Origin of the sequence: Dietzia sp., assembly GCF_036741115.1 — a bacterium.
Classification (GTDB): domain Bacteria; phylum Actinomycetota; class Actinomycetes; order Mycobacteriales; family Mycobacteriaceae; genus Dietzia.
On sequence record NZ_DAINST010000073.1, the window covers coordinates 1 to 15,461 of the forward strand.

Here is a 15,461-nt window from a genome sequence, read left to right on the forward strand (position 1 = left end):
ATCGAGGAGAGGCTCGCCCGGCTTGCCGAAGCCACGCGCGCGGCGGGGGCCGGCGGGGTCGTTGGTCGCGACGGCCTCGGCGCCGAGTGGCTCAGGGGCCGCGCCGCCGTCTTGGGCGGAGTCGCTGTCAGCTGGGTCGTTTCCTCCCGCTGGATCTCTTGCTGCGACGGGCTCATAGTCCACGGTTAAGTCGAAGTGCCTCCCGATCGCCGCCCAGAACGCTCCGATCTTCTCCACGGACCAGCGGTGGAGGGCAGCGTAGTCCGTGGGCGAGGCATCGTATCCGTACTCGGCGGCGGCTCCTCGGGCGAACTCGGTGCGCTGGTCCGCCTCGACTTCCTGCGCGGTGGGGCTCCAGATCGGCTCGGCGGGCATGGCACCTCCGCCGTCATTGCCAGGGGTATGAGGGTCCGAGTGCTGGCTCATGATCATCCGCTCCTCGTGGCGTGCTGGTGTTCTGCCGGGGCGCGGCCCTGGCCCTTTCCCGGTCGAGAATACCGCTATCGCAGGATCTGGGCGCCATTTCGGTTAGTTACGCCTAATTGAAAACAGTGGGGATCGGCGCGCGAATTCCCGACCACACCGGGTCGAGCCCGGGCCACACCGATTCATGGGCGAGACGTGGACCGGCGCAGGCCGCATCAGGTGAGCGAAACCTTACAGTAAGACATATTTTATGTATGCATTCAATGGTAAATGCGTAACGAGTTGGCAACGGAACCGGATAGATGAGGAGAGGCGGGACCCAGGGGAGGGCCCTGTTCGACGGCTTTCAAGGGGTGGATTCTATGACCAGGCATACACGCCGAATGCTCGTTTTCGCGGGCACGCTTGCCGTCGCAGCTCCGCTCGCGGCCTGCAATGCCGGGGCGCCGTCGACTGATAGCCCGTCGACGGTGATCGTTACGGCATCCCCGAGCAGCGCCAGAGGCGGGGACCAGACCGGGGGCGATGCCGGAAATGGGGACGCCCAGAGCGCGGAGGATTCCGCCGCGAAGGAGACGGTCACGGAGACCGCGGAGCCCCAGGATTGCCGGGTCGACCCGGACTCCCCCGAGATCGGCGCGAACATCGCCAACGTGCCCGCGCCCAACGTTCCCGGACTCACGTGGATCTACGAGGGCGATAGCAACTACAACGCGTGCGCCGACCTCTCGTACGCGAGCCTCATCCAGTCCGAACAGGGAAACGCGCAGTTCCAGACGCAACTGATGCTGTTCCACCAGGGCGAGTTCCTCGGGGTCGGGGCGAACACTCCCGAGCAGCACGTCATCTTGTCGACGACCCCGGATTCGGTGACGGTGCGATACAAGGACTGGGAAGCACTCGATGCGGCCGGCGCGGGCAATGCGATGGCCAGCGCGTACACGACGGACGTGATCTACCGCTGGAACGGCTCCAAGGTCGTGCCTGAGGGGCGGATCCCGAACCAGGGACTCGCGGAGGGGTAGCCGAGCTGGGGACGGCCGGCGGAGGGCCGGTAACGCCCTGACGGCCCCTACTCCTCCCGCGGATAATCCAATTGGGTGTGGCCCAATTCACATTACTGATGCTAGGGTGCGGACACGGCTTGACAAAACACTGTGAGGTGTCCAAATGCTTCTCCGCAATCCCGGTTCGGCGGTCTCGAATTCCGCACACTCCAGCTCAGCTCGCTCGGGCTCCACACGCTCGGACTCCGCACCCACCCGGCGCCGCGCGGTGCCCGCAGTCGTTCGCCGCGACTACGGCTTCTTCGCGCCCGAATCCGTCGCCCGCCGCGTGTGGTCCTACCCCACTTCCGCGCTGCTCGGCTTTATCCGCGCGGTCACCATCGAGCACCTCGACCCCGATCTGGCCGCCGCCGTCGACGCGAGCGGCCAGGTGCTCCAGCGCCCGTCACTGCGCTACGACCGGACGGTGCAGTACTTCGCCACCGTGCTCTACGGCGACGCGGAGACGGTGATCCAATCCTCCGATGTGCTCATGAAGATCCACTCGCGGGCGCGCGGGACCGACCCCGTCACCGGCGGAGAGTTCGACTCGAACCGGCCCTCGTCCCAGCTCTGGATCCACATGACTGCCTGGCACTCGATCCTCTATGTCTACGAGAAATTCGGTCCCGGGCCACTCGCCCCGGCCGAGGAGGCCGAGTACTGGAGGGAGTGCGCACGCGCCGCGGAGTTCCAGCCGATCGAGCCGGGCTCGGTGCCCCGCACCCGCGCCGAGGTCCGCGAATACTTCGAGGAATGGCGGCCGCGTCTCGTGGGCTCGGAGGTCGCGCAGTACAACGTCGACTTCATTCTCGACGGGATGCGCACGATCTTCACGCGCCTCCCCCGCCGCGTCCGCGTAGTGGCCGGCCCAGTGATTCGCGCTGGGGTTATCGCCACGTACCCGCGGTGGATGCGCGGGCTGCTCGGTGTGCAGCAGGCCCGGATCGTCGATTCGGGTGTGACGGCGCTCCTCCGCGTCTCCATGGCGTACCTCGCTCGCCGGCCGGCCGGGCAGGTCGCGTTCCTCGAGGCGATCTCGCCGCACGGCGCCCCCGTCCTCGCCCCGATACTGCGCGGCGAGGCGCCGGAGTCGTCGCGCGTGTGGACGCCCGCCGAGGCGCGGGCGAAGTTCGGCGATCCGCGGACACCGGTCGAGCAGTATCGGGATCAGCTGCGGGCGCGGGCGGCGGCGGACTCGGAAACGCCCTACGAGCGGGGGCATCACGACGCGCTGCTCGACTTCGCGACGCCGGCGGAGCGCTAGCGGCGGGCGGATAGCTCCCGCCCGCCGCCGCTCCCTCCCCACTACTACAGCCCGAGCAGTTTCTCGGACTCCGCCCGCATCTCGACCTTGCGGACCTTGCCCGTCACCGTCATGGGGAATTCGTCCACGACATGCACGTACTTCGGAATCTTGTGCCGGGACAGCTTCCCTTCGGCAAAGTCGCGCACGGCCTCCGCCGTCAGATCCGGGGTTCCTGGACGCATCCGCACCCACGCCATGAGCTCTTCCCCGTACTTCGCGTCGGGCACGCCGATCACCTGCGCATCGACGATATCGGGGTGCGTGTACAGGAACTCCTCGATCTCGCGCGGGTAGATGTTCTCGCCGCCGCGGATCACCATGTCCTTGATCCGCCCCGTGACCTGCACGTATCCCTCGGCGTCCATCACCGCGATGTCGCCGGTGTGCATCCAGCCGTCCACGACCGCCTCGGCAGTCTTCTCCGGCTGTCCCCAGTACCCGAGCATCACGGAGTAGCCGCGGGTGCACATCTCGCCGGCCTCGCCGATGGGCAGCGTTTCGCCTGTCGTCGGATCGACCACCGAGACCTCGAGGTGCGGCCCGACCCGGCCGACCGTGGACACCCGCCTGTCCACGGAATCGTCGACCCGCGTCTGCGTGGACACCGGGCTCGTCTCGGTCATGCCGTAGCAGATCGACACTTCGGACATGTGCATCTCGGACATCACGCGCCGCATGGTCACCTCGGGACACGGCGAGCCCGCCATGATCCCCGTGCGCAGCGTGCCGAGGTCGAAGTCCGCGAGGTTCGGCAGCGCCAGCTCGGCGATGAACATCGTGGGGACCCCATACAGGCTCGTGCACTTCTCCGCGCTGACGGCGGACAACGTCGCCACCGGATCGAACGTGGGCGCGGGGATCACCATCGCGGCGCCGTGCGAGGTGCACGCGAGATTCCCCATTACCATTCCGAAGCAGTGATAGAAGGGCACGGGGATGCACACGCGGTCGGCATCGGTGTACTTGACCAACTCGCCGACCATGTACCCATTGTTGAGGATGTTCGTGTGCGAGAGCGTCGCGCCCTTGGGGAAGCCCGTGGTGCCCGAGGTGTACTGGATGTTGATGGGATCGGCGGCGGAGAGACCAGCGGCGATGTCGGCGAGACGCTGCTCGTCGGCCGAGGTCCCGCAGATCCGCTCCCACTCCGGGGACTCGAACAGAACGACCTCCCGGAGGCCGGGGGCGTCAGGGCGGACGGACTCGAGCATCTCCGCGTACTTCGATTCCTTGTATTCAGTCGCCGCGAAGACGTACGCGATCCCCGATTGCTCGAGCACGTAGGAGAGCTCGCTCGTTCGATAGGCGGGGTTGATGTTGACCAGGACCGCGCCGATCTCCGCCGCCGCATACTGCACCACGGTCCATTCCCAGCGGTTCGGCGCCCACACGCCGATGCGGTCGCCCGTCGCGACGCCGAGGTCGAGCATGCCCGTGGCAACACTGCGCACGACGCCGAGGAACTCGGCGTAGGTCAAGCGGACGCCCGCGGCGACGTCGACGAGGGCGTCGTTGTCGGGGAACCGCTCGGCGGTCTCGGCGAGGTTTTCGCCGATCGTCGTGGTGAGAAGTGGCGGCCCCTCGGGCCCCCGGGCGTGGGAAACAGTAAGACCGCTCATCGTCGACCTCCGTCTTGTTCTTCCTGTGGGTTGTGTTTCGTTGTCAGTTGGTCTCGCCGGGCGCTGCGGCCGCGCCGGTTCCGCCGGTGTCGTGGGTCCCGCCGTTTCCGCCGTTTCCGCCGGCCCCGCTGCTCGCTCCGGCCCGCCGCATCGTCGCGCGGGCCTGCGCGATCACGGGGCCGTCGACCATGCGGCCGTCGAGCCGGAAGACCCCGCCCTCGCTCTCCGCGGAGGCGAGCACCTTTTCTGCCCACGCGATTTCGGCCGCGGGCGGCGCATAGGCGGCGCGGATCACCTCGACCTGCGAGGGATGGATGCATGCCGTCGCCGCGTAGCCGAGCGCGACCGCGTCGACGGCCTCGGCCCGCAGGCCGGAGACGTCCCCGATATCGAGGTGAACGGAGTCCACGGCGAAGCGGTCGAACGCCGCTGCGGCCAGCGCGACGGCGGACCGCGCGTGCCGCGGCACGTCGCGGTAACCGTCGACTCGTCGACCGAGCTCCGCCTCCTCGGGTTGGAACCGCGAGGTCGCCCCGCCCATCGCGGCGACGAGGTCCTCCGCGCCCCACATCATCCCGGCGCAGCCGGGAGCCGCGGCGATCTCGGCAGCGCGCACCACGCCCAGCGGCGTCTCCACCAGCGCGAGGACCGCCGCCCCGCTCTCCGCGGCGGCCCGGCGCACGTCGTCGCCGCTCTCGGTCTTGGCGAGCATGACGGCGGACGCGCCCATCTCCCTCGCCGCCGCGGCATCGGCGACGAAGTCCGGAGTGTCGACGGCGTTGAGCCGCACGAGATAGCGATCGGAGTCGAGCCCGGCGGCCGCCGATCGGAGGGACGCCCTGGCCGATTCACGGTTCTCCGGCGCCACGGCGTCTTCGAGGTCGAGGATCACCGCGTCGGAACGGTCGAGCGCCTTCGAGTACCGTTCCGGTCGGTCCGCGGGGCAGAAGAGCAGCGCCGGCCCCGGCGGTCGCCACGCGGGCGTGCCCGGCATTCCAGCCTCCGCACTCATTCCGCGTCGCCTCCCTCGCCCGCGGGGCGGCGCTGCATGAGGGTCTTCCGCACCGCCTTGGCCACCACGTCGCCGTGCTGATTGCGGCCGATGTGCTCGAGCGAGACGATGCCCTCGCCCGGACGGGAGCGAGACTCGCGCTTACCCACGCACAGCGTCTCGCCATAGAGCGTGTCCCCGTGGAACACGGGCTTCGGGAACGAGACCTCGGAGAAGCCGAGGTTCGCGACAATCGTCCCTTGCGTGAGCTGCGCGACCGAGAGCCCTACAAGCGTAGAGAGCGTGTGCATCGAGTTCATCAGCCGCTCGCCGCCGAAGTTCGGCTGCTCTGCCGCCCACGCGGCATCGAGGTGCAGCGACTGGGTGTTCATGGTCAGCGTGGTGAACAAGACGTTGTCCGCCTCGGTGAGCGTCCGGCCGGGCCGGTGCTTGTAAAGCGTGCCGACCTCGAACTCCTCGAACCACAGCCCTCGCTGGACGACCTCGCGGACGACCTCGACGCCGTCTGCGCCCGCGCCCTCCGCCGGATTCGCTCCCGCGCTCACAGCCCGAGCCCCCGCGCGATGAGCATGAGCTGGACCTCGGTCGTGCCCTCCCCGATCTCGAGGATCTTCGAATCGCGGTAGTGCCGCGCGACCCTCGTTTCGTTCATGAACCCGTAGCCGCCGTGGATCTGCGTGGCGTCGCGCGCGTTGTCCATGGCGGCCTCGGAGGCGATCATCTTCGCGATCGCCGCCTCGCTCTTGAACGGCTTGCCGGCGAGCATGAGTCGCGCGGCGTCGTAGTACGCGAGGCGGGCGGCGTGGACGCGCGCCTCCATCCGCGCGATCTTGAATGAGATCGCCTGGAACTGCGAGATCGGCTGCCCGAAGGACTTTCGGTCCTTGGCGTACGCGATCGAATCGTCGACGCAGCACTGGGCGGCGCCGACCGACACCGCGGCGATGGCGATGCGCCCCTCGTCGAGGATCGACAGGAAGTTCGCGTACCCGCGCCCGCGCTCGCCGAGGAGGTTCTCCTCCGGCACGCGGGCATCGGAGAAGCTCAGCGGGTGCGTGTCCGAGGCGTGCCAGCCGACCTTGTCGTAGGCCTTTTCGGCGACGAAGCCGGGCGTCCCCGACGGCACGATGATCGTCGAGATCTCCTTCTTCCCGCCTTCGCGCTCGCCCGTCACCGCCGTGACCGTGACGAACTTCGTGATGTCCGTGCCGGAGTTGGTGATGAACTGCTTCGCGCCGTCGACCACCCACTCCCCGCCGTCGAGCCGCGCCGTGGTCTTGGTCGCCCCGGCGTCCGAGCCGGCCTCCGGCTCGGTGAGACCGAAGCCCGCGAGCGCCTTGCCCGTCGCGAGCTCCGGGATGAGCTCCTGCTTCTGCTCCTCGGTGCCGAACTTGAGGATCGGCATGAGCCCGAGGCCGACGCCGGCCTCGACCGTCATCGCCGTCGACTGGTCGACCCGGCCGAGTTCTTCGAGCGCGAGGGACAGCGCGAAGTAGTCGCCGCCCATGCCGCCGTATTCCTCGGGTACGGGCAGGCCGAACAGCCCCATTTCGCCCATCTGCGCGACGATGTCGTACGGGAAGCGGTGCTCGCGGTCGTTCTCCGCGGCCTGCGGGGCGACCACCCTGTCGGCGAAATCGGCGACGGTGGCCCTGAGCTCGGCGTAATCGCCCTCGAGTTCCGGCATGGTGTTCCTCTCTACTTCTGTTTAGGCCCGGTTCCGGGCGGGGTCTAGGATTCGGGATCGTCTTCTGGCTCTTCTATGACGGCGAGCGCTGCATCGGCACCGACCTGCTCTCCCGCAGCGACCCGGAGCTGGACGATCCCTCCGGCTGGGGCGCGCAGGGTGTGCTCCATCTTCATGGCCTCGACGGCGAGGACGGCGTCCCCCTCGGCCACGACGTCGCCGTCGAAGACGTGCACGGCAACGACCGATCCCGGCATCGGCGAGGCGATGACCCGGTCCGAAGCCGCATCGACCGCGTCTCTCGGGACGCGAGTGGGGAGCAGCGCAAGCGTCGACGTGCCTTCGTCGCCCGCGACCCACACCGAGTGCACCGCCCCGCCGGGATCGCGGCGCGCTCCGGCGAGCACCGTCGTGGTGACCCCATCGCACGTGACGGCGAGCGCCGCCGCTCCCCCGGCGTCCGCGATACCGGCGACCGCGTGATTCGGCTCGGTGGGGACGACGTATACCTCGAAGGTTTCCGGCGGCGGGGCGTCCCGATCGCCTTTGGCGCCGGCAGCATCCGCAGCCGAATCGCCGGCCGAATCGGTAGATGCAGCCGGGACGGGATCGACTGTCCCCGAGCGGTCGATGGTGAGCGAGCCGGGGTGGAGCCGCAAGGGATCGGCAGGCCGCAGCCTCGCGACGAGCGGCGAGGCGGCGCCCACGTCGAAGCGGGCGAGGAATTCCGCAGGGCCGCCGAGGCGCCAGGCATCGCAAGCCGCGAAAGCTCCGTGTCCCGCAAGGGCCGGGACGGCGGCCCCCTGGAGGGCCACGTGGCACGCAGCCGCCACTGCGGCCGGCGTTACCGCGGGCGGCCCATAGCCGGGACCTCCGGCGTCAGCAGAAACGAGCCTGTCGAGCAAGCCCGTATCCAGGTCCCCGGAGCGGACCTCGGGCCTGGCGAGGAGGAAGCGGAGGAAGTCGATGTTCGTGCCGAGGCCGGCGACGACGGTGCGGCGCAGAGCCTCGTCGAGACCGGCGATCGCCTCCGCGCGCGTGGAGGCGTGGGCGATGACCTTGGAGAGCATGGGGTCGTAGTTCCCGCCCACCGCGGTGCCCACCCGGAGCCCGGAGTCGACGCGGATCTCCCCGCCGGGAACACTGTCGCCCTCCGGCTCGGCGAGCGCGAGGACGGTTCCGCCCGTGGGGAGGAAGCCGCGCGCGGGGTCCTCGGCGTAGACGCGCGCCTCGATGGCGTGCCCGCGCATCGAGACGTCGTCCTGCGCGAACGGGATCGTCTCGCCGGCGGCGACGCGGACCTGCATCTCGACGAGGTCCACTCCGGTGACCATCTCTGTCACGGGGTGCTCGACCTGGAGCCGGGTGTTCATCTCCATGAAGAAGAACTCCTCGGGCGCGTGCGCCGAGACGATGAACTCGACTGTGCCCGCGCCGCGGTAACCGACCGAGAGCGCGGCGTCGCAGGCCGCCCCGCCAATCCGCGCGCGGGTCTCGGGATCGAGCAGCGGGCTCGGCGCTTCCTCGATGACCTTCTGATGGCGCCGCTGCAGCGAGCATTCACGCTCGCCGAGGTGGACGACGTTGCCGTGGGAATCGGCGAGGACCTGCACCTCGATGTGTCGCGGCGTGTCGACGAAGCGTTCGATGAAGAGGGCGTCGTCGCCGAAGGAGCTCGCGGCCTCGCGGCGCGCCGTGCGCAGGGCCTCTGGCAGATCGGCCGGATCGTGGACGAGGTGCATGCCCTTGCCGCCGCCACCCGCCGAGGGCTTGATGAGCACCGGGAAGCCGACGTCTTCGGCTCCGGCGACGAGCTCGGCGTCTGTGAGCCCCGGCCGGGATATCCCGGGGACCGTGGGTACAGAGCGCCGCGAGACCGCAGCCTTCGCGGAGATCTTGTCTCCCATCTCCTCGATCGCTGCGGCGGGCGGGCCGATAAAGGCGATCCCGGCCGACTCGCATGCCGCGGCGAATTCGGCGTTCTCCGAGAGGAAGCCGTAGCCCGGGTGGATGGCCTGGGCGCTGGTGGCGCGGGCCGCGTCGAGGATCTTCGGGACCGAGAGGTAGGACTCGGCCGCCTGGGCGGGGCCGATGTGCACGGCCACGTCCGCCTCGCGGACGTGGCGGGCATCGCGGTCGGCGTCGGAGTAGACCGCGACCGAGCGGATGCCCATGCGGCGAAGCGTGCGAATGACGCGGCAGGCGATCTCGCCGCGGTTGGCGACGAGGACGGTGTCGAACGCGCCGGATTCGGAGTCGAAATTGCTCATCTGGGGCCTCACATCCGGAAGACGCCGTTGGACACGGGCTCGAGGGGGGCGTTGGCGGCTGCGGCGAGGCCGAGCGCGAGGACAGTGCGGGTGTCGGCGGGATCGATGATCCCGTCGTCCCACATCCGCGCCGTGGAATAGTAGGCGCTCGACTGCTCCTCGAACTGCTCGCGGATCGGCCGCGCGTACTCCTCGTATTCGGAGTCACGGAACTCACCGCCGCCGCGCTCGATCTGCTGGCGCCGCACGGTGGCCAGGGTGTCGGCGGCCTGCGGCCCGCCCATCACGGAGATCCGGGCGTTGGGCCACATCCACAGAAAACGCGGCGAGTACGCGCGGCCGCACATCGAGTAGTTGCCGGCGCCGAAGGAGCCTCCGATGATCACGGTGAACTTCGGTACCCGCGCGCACGCGACGGCCGTGACCATCTTCGCTCCGTTCTTCGCGATGCCGCCGGCCTCGTACTGCCGCCCCACCATGAACCCGGTGATGTTCTGCAGGAACACCAGCGGGATCTTGCGCCGGTCGCACAGTTCGATGAAGTGCGCACCCTTGAGAGCGGACTCCGAGAACAGCACGCCGTTGTTGCCGATGATCCCCACCCGGTGCCCGTCGATCCGCGCGAAGGCGGTGACCAACGAGGTGCCGTAATCGGCCTTGAACTCCGTGTACTCCCCTGCGTCGGAAATCGTGGCGATGACCTCGCGGACGTCGTACGGGGTCCTCGAATCGACGGGGACGATGTCGTAGAGGTCGGTCTGCGGGCGCAGCGGCTCCTCCGGCTCCGCGACATCCCATTCGGCGGCCTGCGGAGGCGGGCACGTGGCGATGGCTGCGCGGACGCGGGCGATGGCGTCCTGGTCATCGGAGGCGAGGTGGTCGACGACCCCGGAGGTCTTCGCGTGCAGCTCGCCGCCGCCGAGCTCCTCGGCGGTCACTTCCTCGCCCGTCGCGGCCTTGACCAGCGGCGGGCCCGCGAGGAAGATCGTTCCCTGCTCACGGACGATGATCGATTCGTCGCTCATCGCCGGGACGTACGCGCCGCCGGCGGTGCACGAGCCCATCACCGCGGAGATCTGCGGGATCCCCTTCGCGCTCATCCGCGCCTGGTTGTAGAAGATCCGGCCGAAGTGATCTCGGTCCGGGAAGACCTGGTCCTGCTGGAGCAGCATGGCCCCGCCGGAATCGACGAGGTAGATGCAGGGAAGGTGGTTGACGTCGGCGATCTCCTGCCCCCGGAGGTGCTTCTTTACCGTCTCCGGGTAGTAGGTGCCGCCGGACACCGTGGCGTCGTTGGCGATGATGAGGCATTCGCGGCCGCCGACCCGGCCGATGCCCGCGACGACACCGGCGGCCGGCGCCTTGTCGCCGTACATCCCGTACGCCGCGAAGGGTGCGATCTCGAGGAACGGGCTGCCCGGATCGAGCAGAGCGTCTACCCGGTCCCTGACGAGGAGCTTGCCGCGCGAGAGGTGGCGTTCGCGCGCCTTCTGCCCGCCGCCCGCGGCGACCTTCTCGCGCGCCGCGTGGAGCTCAGCGAGGAGCTCGCGGTGCGCCTCGGCGTTCGACCCCGGGCTCGTACCCTCCCCCGACTGTTGCCCTGCCATGGGACCCCTTTCGCTCGAATCGCCCGAATTTCGGTTATTGTCGATTAACTTGCAAGCCACATTAGTGATTCCCCCCACAATTGTCCACAGATCCGCCACATATGGCGCAGCTCACACAAATTGGGTACGTTCCTGACTATCCCGACGACCCACCGGCCGTCGGCACGAACCACGAATTCCGCGGCCCGACACCCTGGCGCCCCGGCAAACGTGCAGATGAGCAAAGAAATGGCGTGGTGATACCCATGACGTCCGTACTCGGCCCCGATTTCCTCCAGCCCCCCGCACCGGACCCCGACGGCAACGCCGGCTCAGGCCACGGCGAGCACCGTTCGCAGCCCGCGAACGGCGATTTCTCCCTCTCCGACCGGTACACGCGGGACTCGGGGACGGTGTTGCTCTCCGGGATCACCGCGCTCGCGCGCATGGTCCGCGACCGAGCACGGATCGACAGGTCCGCGGGGCTCAACACGGGCTCGTTGGTATCGGGCTACGAGGGTTCGCCGCTCGCCGGATACGACCTCGAACTGTCCCGGCGGGCGAAACCGTTCCTCGAGCCCTATGACGTCGTCCACCGCCCGGCGCTCAACGAGGAGCTCGGCGCCACGTCGGTCATGGGATCGCAGATCGCCGCCGTCACGGGCACTCTCGCCCCCACCGCGCACACGAGCGGTCGGCCCCTCGACGGAGTGGTCGGCTATTGGTACGGCAAGGCGCCGGGCCTCGACCGGGCGACGGACGCGATCCGCCACGCCAACCTCATCGGCACGCATCCGCGCGGCGGCGCCGTCGCGCTCGTCGGCGACGATCCGGGCGCCAAGTCCTCGACCGTGCCGTGCTCGTCGGAGATGGCGCTCGCCGACCTCTACGTCCCCGTCCTCTACCCCGCCGATTCGCAGGACATCCTCGACCTCGGCGTCCACGCGGCACTCATGTCGCGGGCCTCGGGGTTGTGGACGTCGCTGAAGATCTCCGCGCACGTCGCCGACGGCTCCTCGACCGCCGAGGTCTCTCCCGATCGCATCACTCCCGTGCTCGGCGGGCTCGGCGAGAGTCCCCACGTCCCCTCGGGCAAGCTCCTCGGCCGCAACCTCATGGAGCTGGAGCAGAACCAACTCACCACGCGCATCCCGCGGGCGCTCGAGTACGCGCGACTCAACGGCATCAACCGGATGGTCATCCACTCCGCGGACGACCGCATCGGCATCGTCGCCGCCGGCAAGACCTACCTCGACGTACAGTCGGCGCTGCTCCGCATGGGAATCGATGAGGACGAGCTCCACCGTCGCGGCGTCCGCGTACTCAAGCTCGGCATGGTGTACCCGCTGGAGCGCGAGATGCTCTTCCGTTTCGTCTCCGGCCTCCGCGAGGTCATCGTCGTCGAGGAGAAGCGCGATTTCATCGAAACGATGATCCGCGAGATCCTCTACGACACCCCGCACGCCCCGGCCGTGCGCGGAAAGTCCAACGAGGACGGATCGACCCTGTTCTCCCGCTTCGGCGAGCTCGACATCGACTCGGTGACCCGCGGTCTCGCCCACCGTCTCGGCTCCGTCCACGGCATCGAGGCCGCCGAGCGGTGGCTCGAACGCGACCGTTCGCGGCCCGTGCGCATCGAGCTCCCCCTTGTCCAGCGAACCCCCTACTTCTGTAGTGGCTGCCCGCACAACTCGTCGACGAAGACGGCCGAGGGCTCGCTCGTCGGCGCTGGCATCGGTTGCCACGCGATGGTTCTCTTGCAGCCCGAGGAGCAGGTCGGAAACGTCGTCGGGATCACGCAGATGGGCGGCGAGGGCGCGCAGTGGCTCGGCATGGCGCCCTTCGTCGGCGAACGCCACTTCGTGCAGAACCTCGGCGACGGGACGCTCGACCACTCCGGTTCGCTCGCGATCCGCGCCGCCGTCGCGGCGGGCGAGAACATCACGTACAAGCTGCTGTTCAACGGCACGGTGGCGATGACGGGCGGCCAGGATGCCGTCGGCGGGAAGGGCCTCATCGAGACCCTCCGCATGCTGCAGGCGGAGAAGGTCGCGGCGATCGTCGTCACCACCGACGACGTGCGGCGCACGAAGGCGCTGGGGCTCCCCGCCGGCGTGCAAGTGTGCGACCGCGCGGAGACCATCGACGTGCAGCGGGAACTCGCGGCGGTCCCCGGGGTCACGGTGCTCGTCCACGACCAGCACTGCGCCGCGGAGAAGCGACGTAAGCGGAAGCGCGGCGACTACCCGACGCCCACGCAGCGCGTGGTGATCAACGAACGGATCTGCGAGGGCTGCGGCGACTGCGGCAAGAAGTCGAACTGCCTCTCGGTGCACCCGGTGGAGACGGAATTCGGTCGCAAGACGCAGATCGACCAGTCCACGTGCAACCTCGATTTCTCGTGCCTCGAGGGCGATTGCCCGTCGTTCGTCTCGGTCACCCCGGGCACCGCACGAAAGCGCCCCACCGCGCAGGCACCGTCGCTCGAGGCGGGCTCGCTCCCCGCGCCCTCCTCATCGCTTTCCGACGCCGGACGTGCTGGATTCTCCATGCGGATCACGGGCATCGGCGGCACGGGCGTGGTCACGGTGTCCGCGGTACTCGCCACGGCCGCACTCCTCGACGGCCGGCACGCGCGGACGCTCGACATGACGGGCCTCGCGCAGAAGGGCGGCGCCGTGGTCTCGGACGTGAAGATCAGCTCGGAGTCCGTGCCGCAGGCCGCGAAGGTCGGCGCCGCGGAGTGCGACCTCTACCTTTGTGCAGACGGGCTCGTCGGCGCGGATCAGGCGAACCTCGCGGTCGCCTCGAGCGAGCGGACCATCTCCGTGCTCTCGAGCGCGAAGGTGCCCACGGGCGCGATGGTCGTGGACACCGCGCTCTCGTACCCCCCTGCGGCCGAGGTTGCCGGGCGGATCGGCGCGGGCTCGAAGCGCGTGCTCGCGCTCGACCCCATCGCGCTGTCCGAGCAGCTCTTCGGCGATTCGACCGCGGCGAACATGGTGCTCGTCGGCGCCGCCTTCCAGGCGGGCGCGCTGCCGCTCACGGCCGACGCGATCGAGCGGGCCATCGATCTCAACGGCGTCGCGGTGGAGCGGAATATCCAGTCTTTCCGGCGGGGCCGGCAGGCCGTCGCCGATCCCGACGGTCTCGCCGCCGCGATCTCCGCGCTGCACCCGGAACCGGCTCCGCGCGAAATGACTGCGCAGGAGCGGGAGATCGCCGGGCGCGTCAGCACCGGGACCGAGAAGGGAGCGGCCGGCGGTCGCCTCGCGGAGATCCTCCGGGTCCGTGTCCCCGAGCTGCTCGCCTACCAGGACGCCGCATACGCGAAGAGGTACGCGGACCGCGTCGAGGCAGTCCGCGCCGCCGAGGCCTCGGCCGAGTCGCCGGGCTCCGCGATCCTCGCCGAGGCCGTGGCCACGTACCTCTACAAGCTCATGGCCTACAAGGACGAGTACGAGGTCGCGCGGCTCGCGGTGGACCCGGAGTTCGCGGCCGGCGTAGCCAAGGAGTTCGGCGAGGGTGCCACCGCAGCCGTGCGGCTGCACCCGCCGATGCTGCGGGCGCTGGGCATGCGGAAGAAGATCGCGTTGGGCGAGCGCACCCGGCCGGTGCTCTCCGCGCTCGCGCGCGGCAAGCGCCTCCGCGGCACCCGGCTCGACCCGTTCGGCTACACCGCCGTGCGCAGGCTCGAGCGCGAGCTCCTCACCGAATACGAGGAGTTCTGCGATGCCCTCGTAGCAAAGCTGCGCGCAGGCGCGGGAATGGACGCCACCTGGGTCGCGCGCGCGGCGGCGGCCGCGGAGCTCCCCGACATGGTGCGGGGCTACGAAGCCATCAAGGAGCGCAACGCCGCCGAGTACCGCACCGCGCTCACCGCACGCCGCACGGAGCTCGGCGTGTAGCCCAGGGCGAGCAGGCCCGCGACGGCTCGAGGCGGAGGACCTACTCCGCCTCGGCCGTGAGGGCGGCGCGGACCATCGCCGTCAGGAGCGGGCGGAGGTAGTCCCTGGGTGCGCGCGGGAAGCGCGGCGAAGAGTTGAGCAACCCGAAGGCCGCCGCGACGCGGATGCGCGCGCCGTTCTCGTCGACGCCGTCCCACACGTCGAGCAGGGCATCGGCCCACAGCTCGACGTAGCGGCGCTGGAGCACGCGGATCTTGCGACGCTCGGATTCGGGCAGGGCGTCGAGGTCACGGTACTGCACGGCGATGAGGTCGGGTTCGGTGATGGCGAACTCGACGTGCACGGCGATGAGACCGTCGATGCGCTCGTCGGGGTCGTCCGTTCCGGAGAGCACCTCGCGACCGGCGGCGAGGAGGCGCTCGGAGATGTCGGTGAGCATCTCGAGGAGCAGCTCCTCCTTCGAGGAGAAGTGCCGGTACATGGCCGGGCCGGAGACGCCGACGGCTGCGCCGATATCGTCGAGGCGAACACCCCGGAAACCATTGCGCGCCATGAGCCGCGTGGCCGCCGCGATGATCTCGTCCCGCCGCTCCGCCTT

General features: G+C 69.5%; 10 protein-coding genes and 1 pseudogene. 3 read left to right on the plus strand and 8 right to left on the minus strand.

What is annotated here, in order from left to right; all coding sequences use genetic code 11:
- A pseudogene (locus V7E05_RS11195) lies at positions 1-426 on the minus strand (hypothetical protein); the annotation flags it as partial.
- Positions 427-788: 362 nt separating this feature from the next.
- Here V7E05_RS11195 and V7E05_RS11200 point away from each other — a divergent pair.
- Positions 789-1,451 (plus strand): LppP/LprE family lipoprotein, encoded by a 663-nt coding sequence (locus V7E05_RS11200; protein WP_333619735.1) that lies wholly within the window; start codon positions 789-791, stop codon positions 1,449-1,451.
- A gap of 145 nt (positions 1,452-1,596) precedes the next feature.
- Positions 1,597-2,739 (plus strand): oxygenase MpaB family protein, encoded by a 1,143-nt coding sequence (locus V7E05_RS11205; protein ID WP_333619736.1) that lies wholly within the window; start codon positions 1,597-1,599, stop codon positions 2,737-2,739.
- 44 nt (positions 2,740-2,783) lie between these two features.
- Here V7E05_RS11205 and V7E05_RS11210 read toward each other — a convergent pair whose 3' ends face one another.
- From V7E05_RS11210 to V7E05_RS11235, 6 genes are read right to left on the minus strand one after another with little or no spacing between them, the layout of a single operon-like run.
- Positions 2,784-4,400 (minus strand): AMP-binding protein, encoded by a 1,617-nt coding sequence (locus V7E05_RS11210; protein ID WP_333619737.1) that lies wholly within the window; start codon positions 4,398-4,400, stop codon positions 2,784-2,786.
- Positions 4,401-4,443: 43 nt separating this feature from the next.
- On the minus strand, positions 4,444-5,412 hold the full coding sequence (locus tag V7E05_RS11215) for an HpcH/HpaI aldolase/citrate lyase family protein (RefSeq protein WP_333619738.1): 969 nt from the start codon (positions 5,410-5,412) through the stop codon (positions 4,444-4,446).
- Positions 5,409-5,957: a MaoC family dehydratase gene (locus V7E05_RS11220; RefSeq protein WP_442891662.1), complete on the minus strand. Its 549-nt coding sequence runs from the start codon at positions 5,955-5,957 to the stop codon at positions 5,409-5,411. Before V7E05_RS11220 ends, V7E05_RS11215 begins: the two co-directional genes overlap by 4 nt.
- Positions 5,954-7,099, minus strand: a complete 1,146-nt coding sequence (locus V7E05_RS11225; protein WP_333619739.1) for an acyl-CoA dehydrogenase family protein — start codon at positions 7,097-7,099, stop codon at positions 5,954-5,956. Before V7E05_RS11225 ends, V7E05_RS11220 begins: the two co-directional genes overlap by 4 nt.
- A gap of 44 nt (positions 7,100-7,143) precedes the next feature.
- Positions 7,144-9,369, minus strand: a complete 2,226-nt coding sequence (locus V7E05_RS11230; RefSeq protein ID WP_333619740.1) for an ATP-binding protein — start codon at positions 9,367-9,369, stop codon at positions 7,144-7,146.
- Positions 9,370-9,377: 8 nt separating this feature from the next.
- Entirely contained in the window at positions 9,378-10,976 is a 1,599-nt protein-coding gene (locus V7E05_RS11235) for a carboxyl transferase domain-containing protein (protein ID WP_333619741.1), read from the minus strand.
- A gap of 245 nt (positions 10,977-11,221) precedes the next feature.
- Here V7E05_RS11235 and V7E05_RS11240 point away from each other — a divergent pair, with 245 nt between their 5' ends.
- The gene (locus V7E05_RS11240; RefSeq protein WP_333619742.1) at positions 11,222-14,863 is read left to right on the plus strand and encodes an indolepyruvate ferredoxin oxidoreductase family protein; all 3,642 of its coding nucleotides are present in this window, start codon (positions 11,222-11,224) and stop codon (positions 14,861-14,863) included.
- A gap of 40 nt (positions 14,864-14,903) precedes the next feature.
- On the opposite strand, the gene V7E05_RS11245 is transcribed toward V7E05_RS11240, so the two are convergent.
- On the minus strand, positions 14,904-15,461 hold a 558-nt coding region (locus V7E05_RS11245; RefSeq protein ID WP_333619743.1), incomplete at its 5' end, for a TetR/AcrR family transcriptional regulator.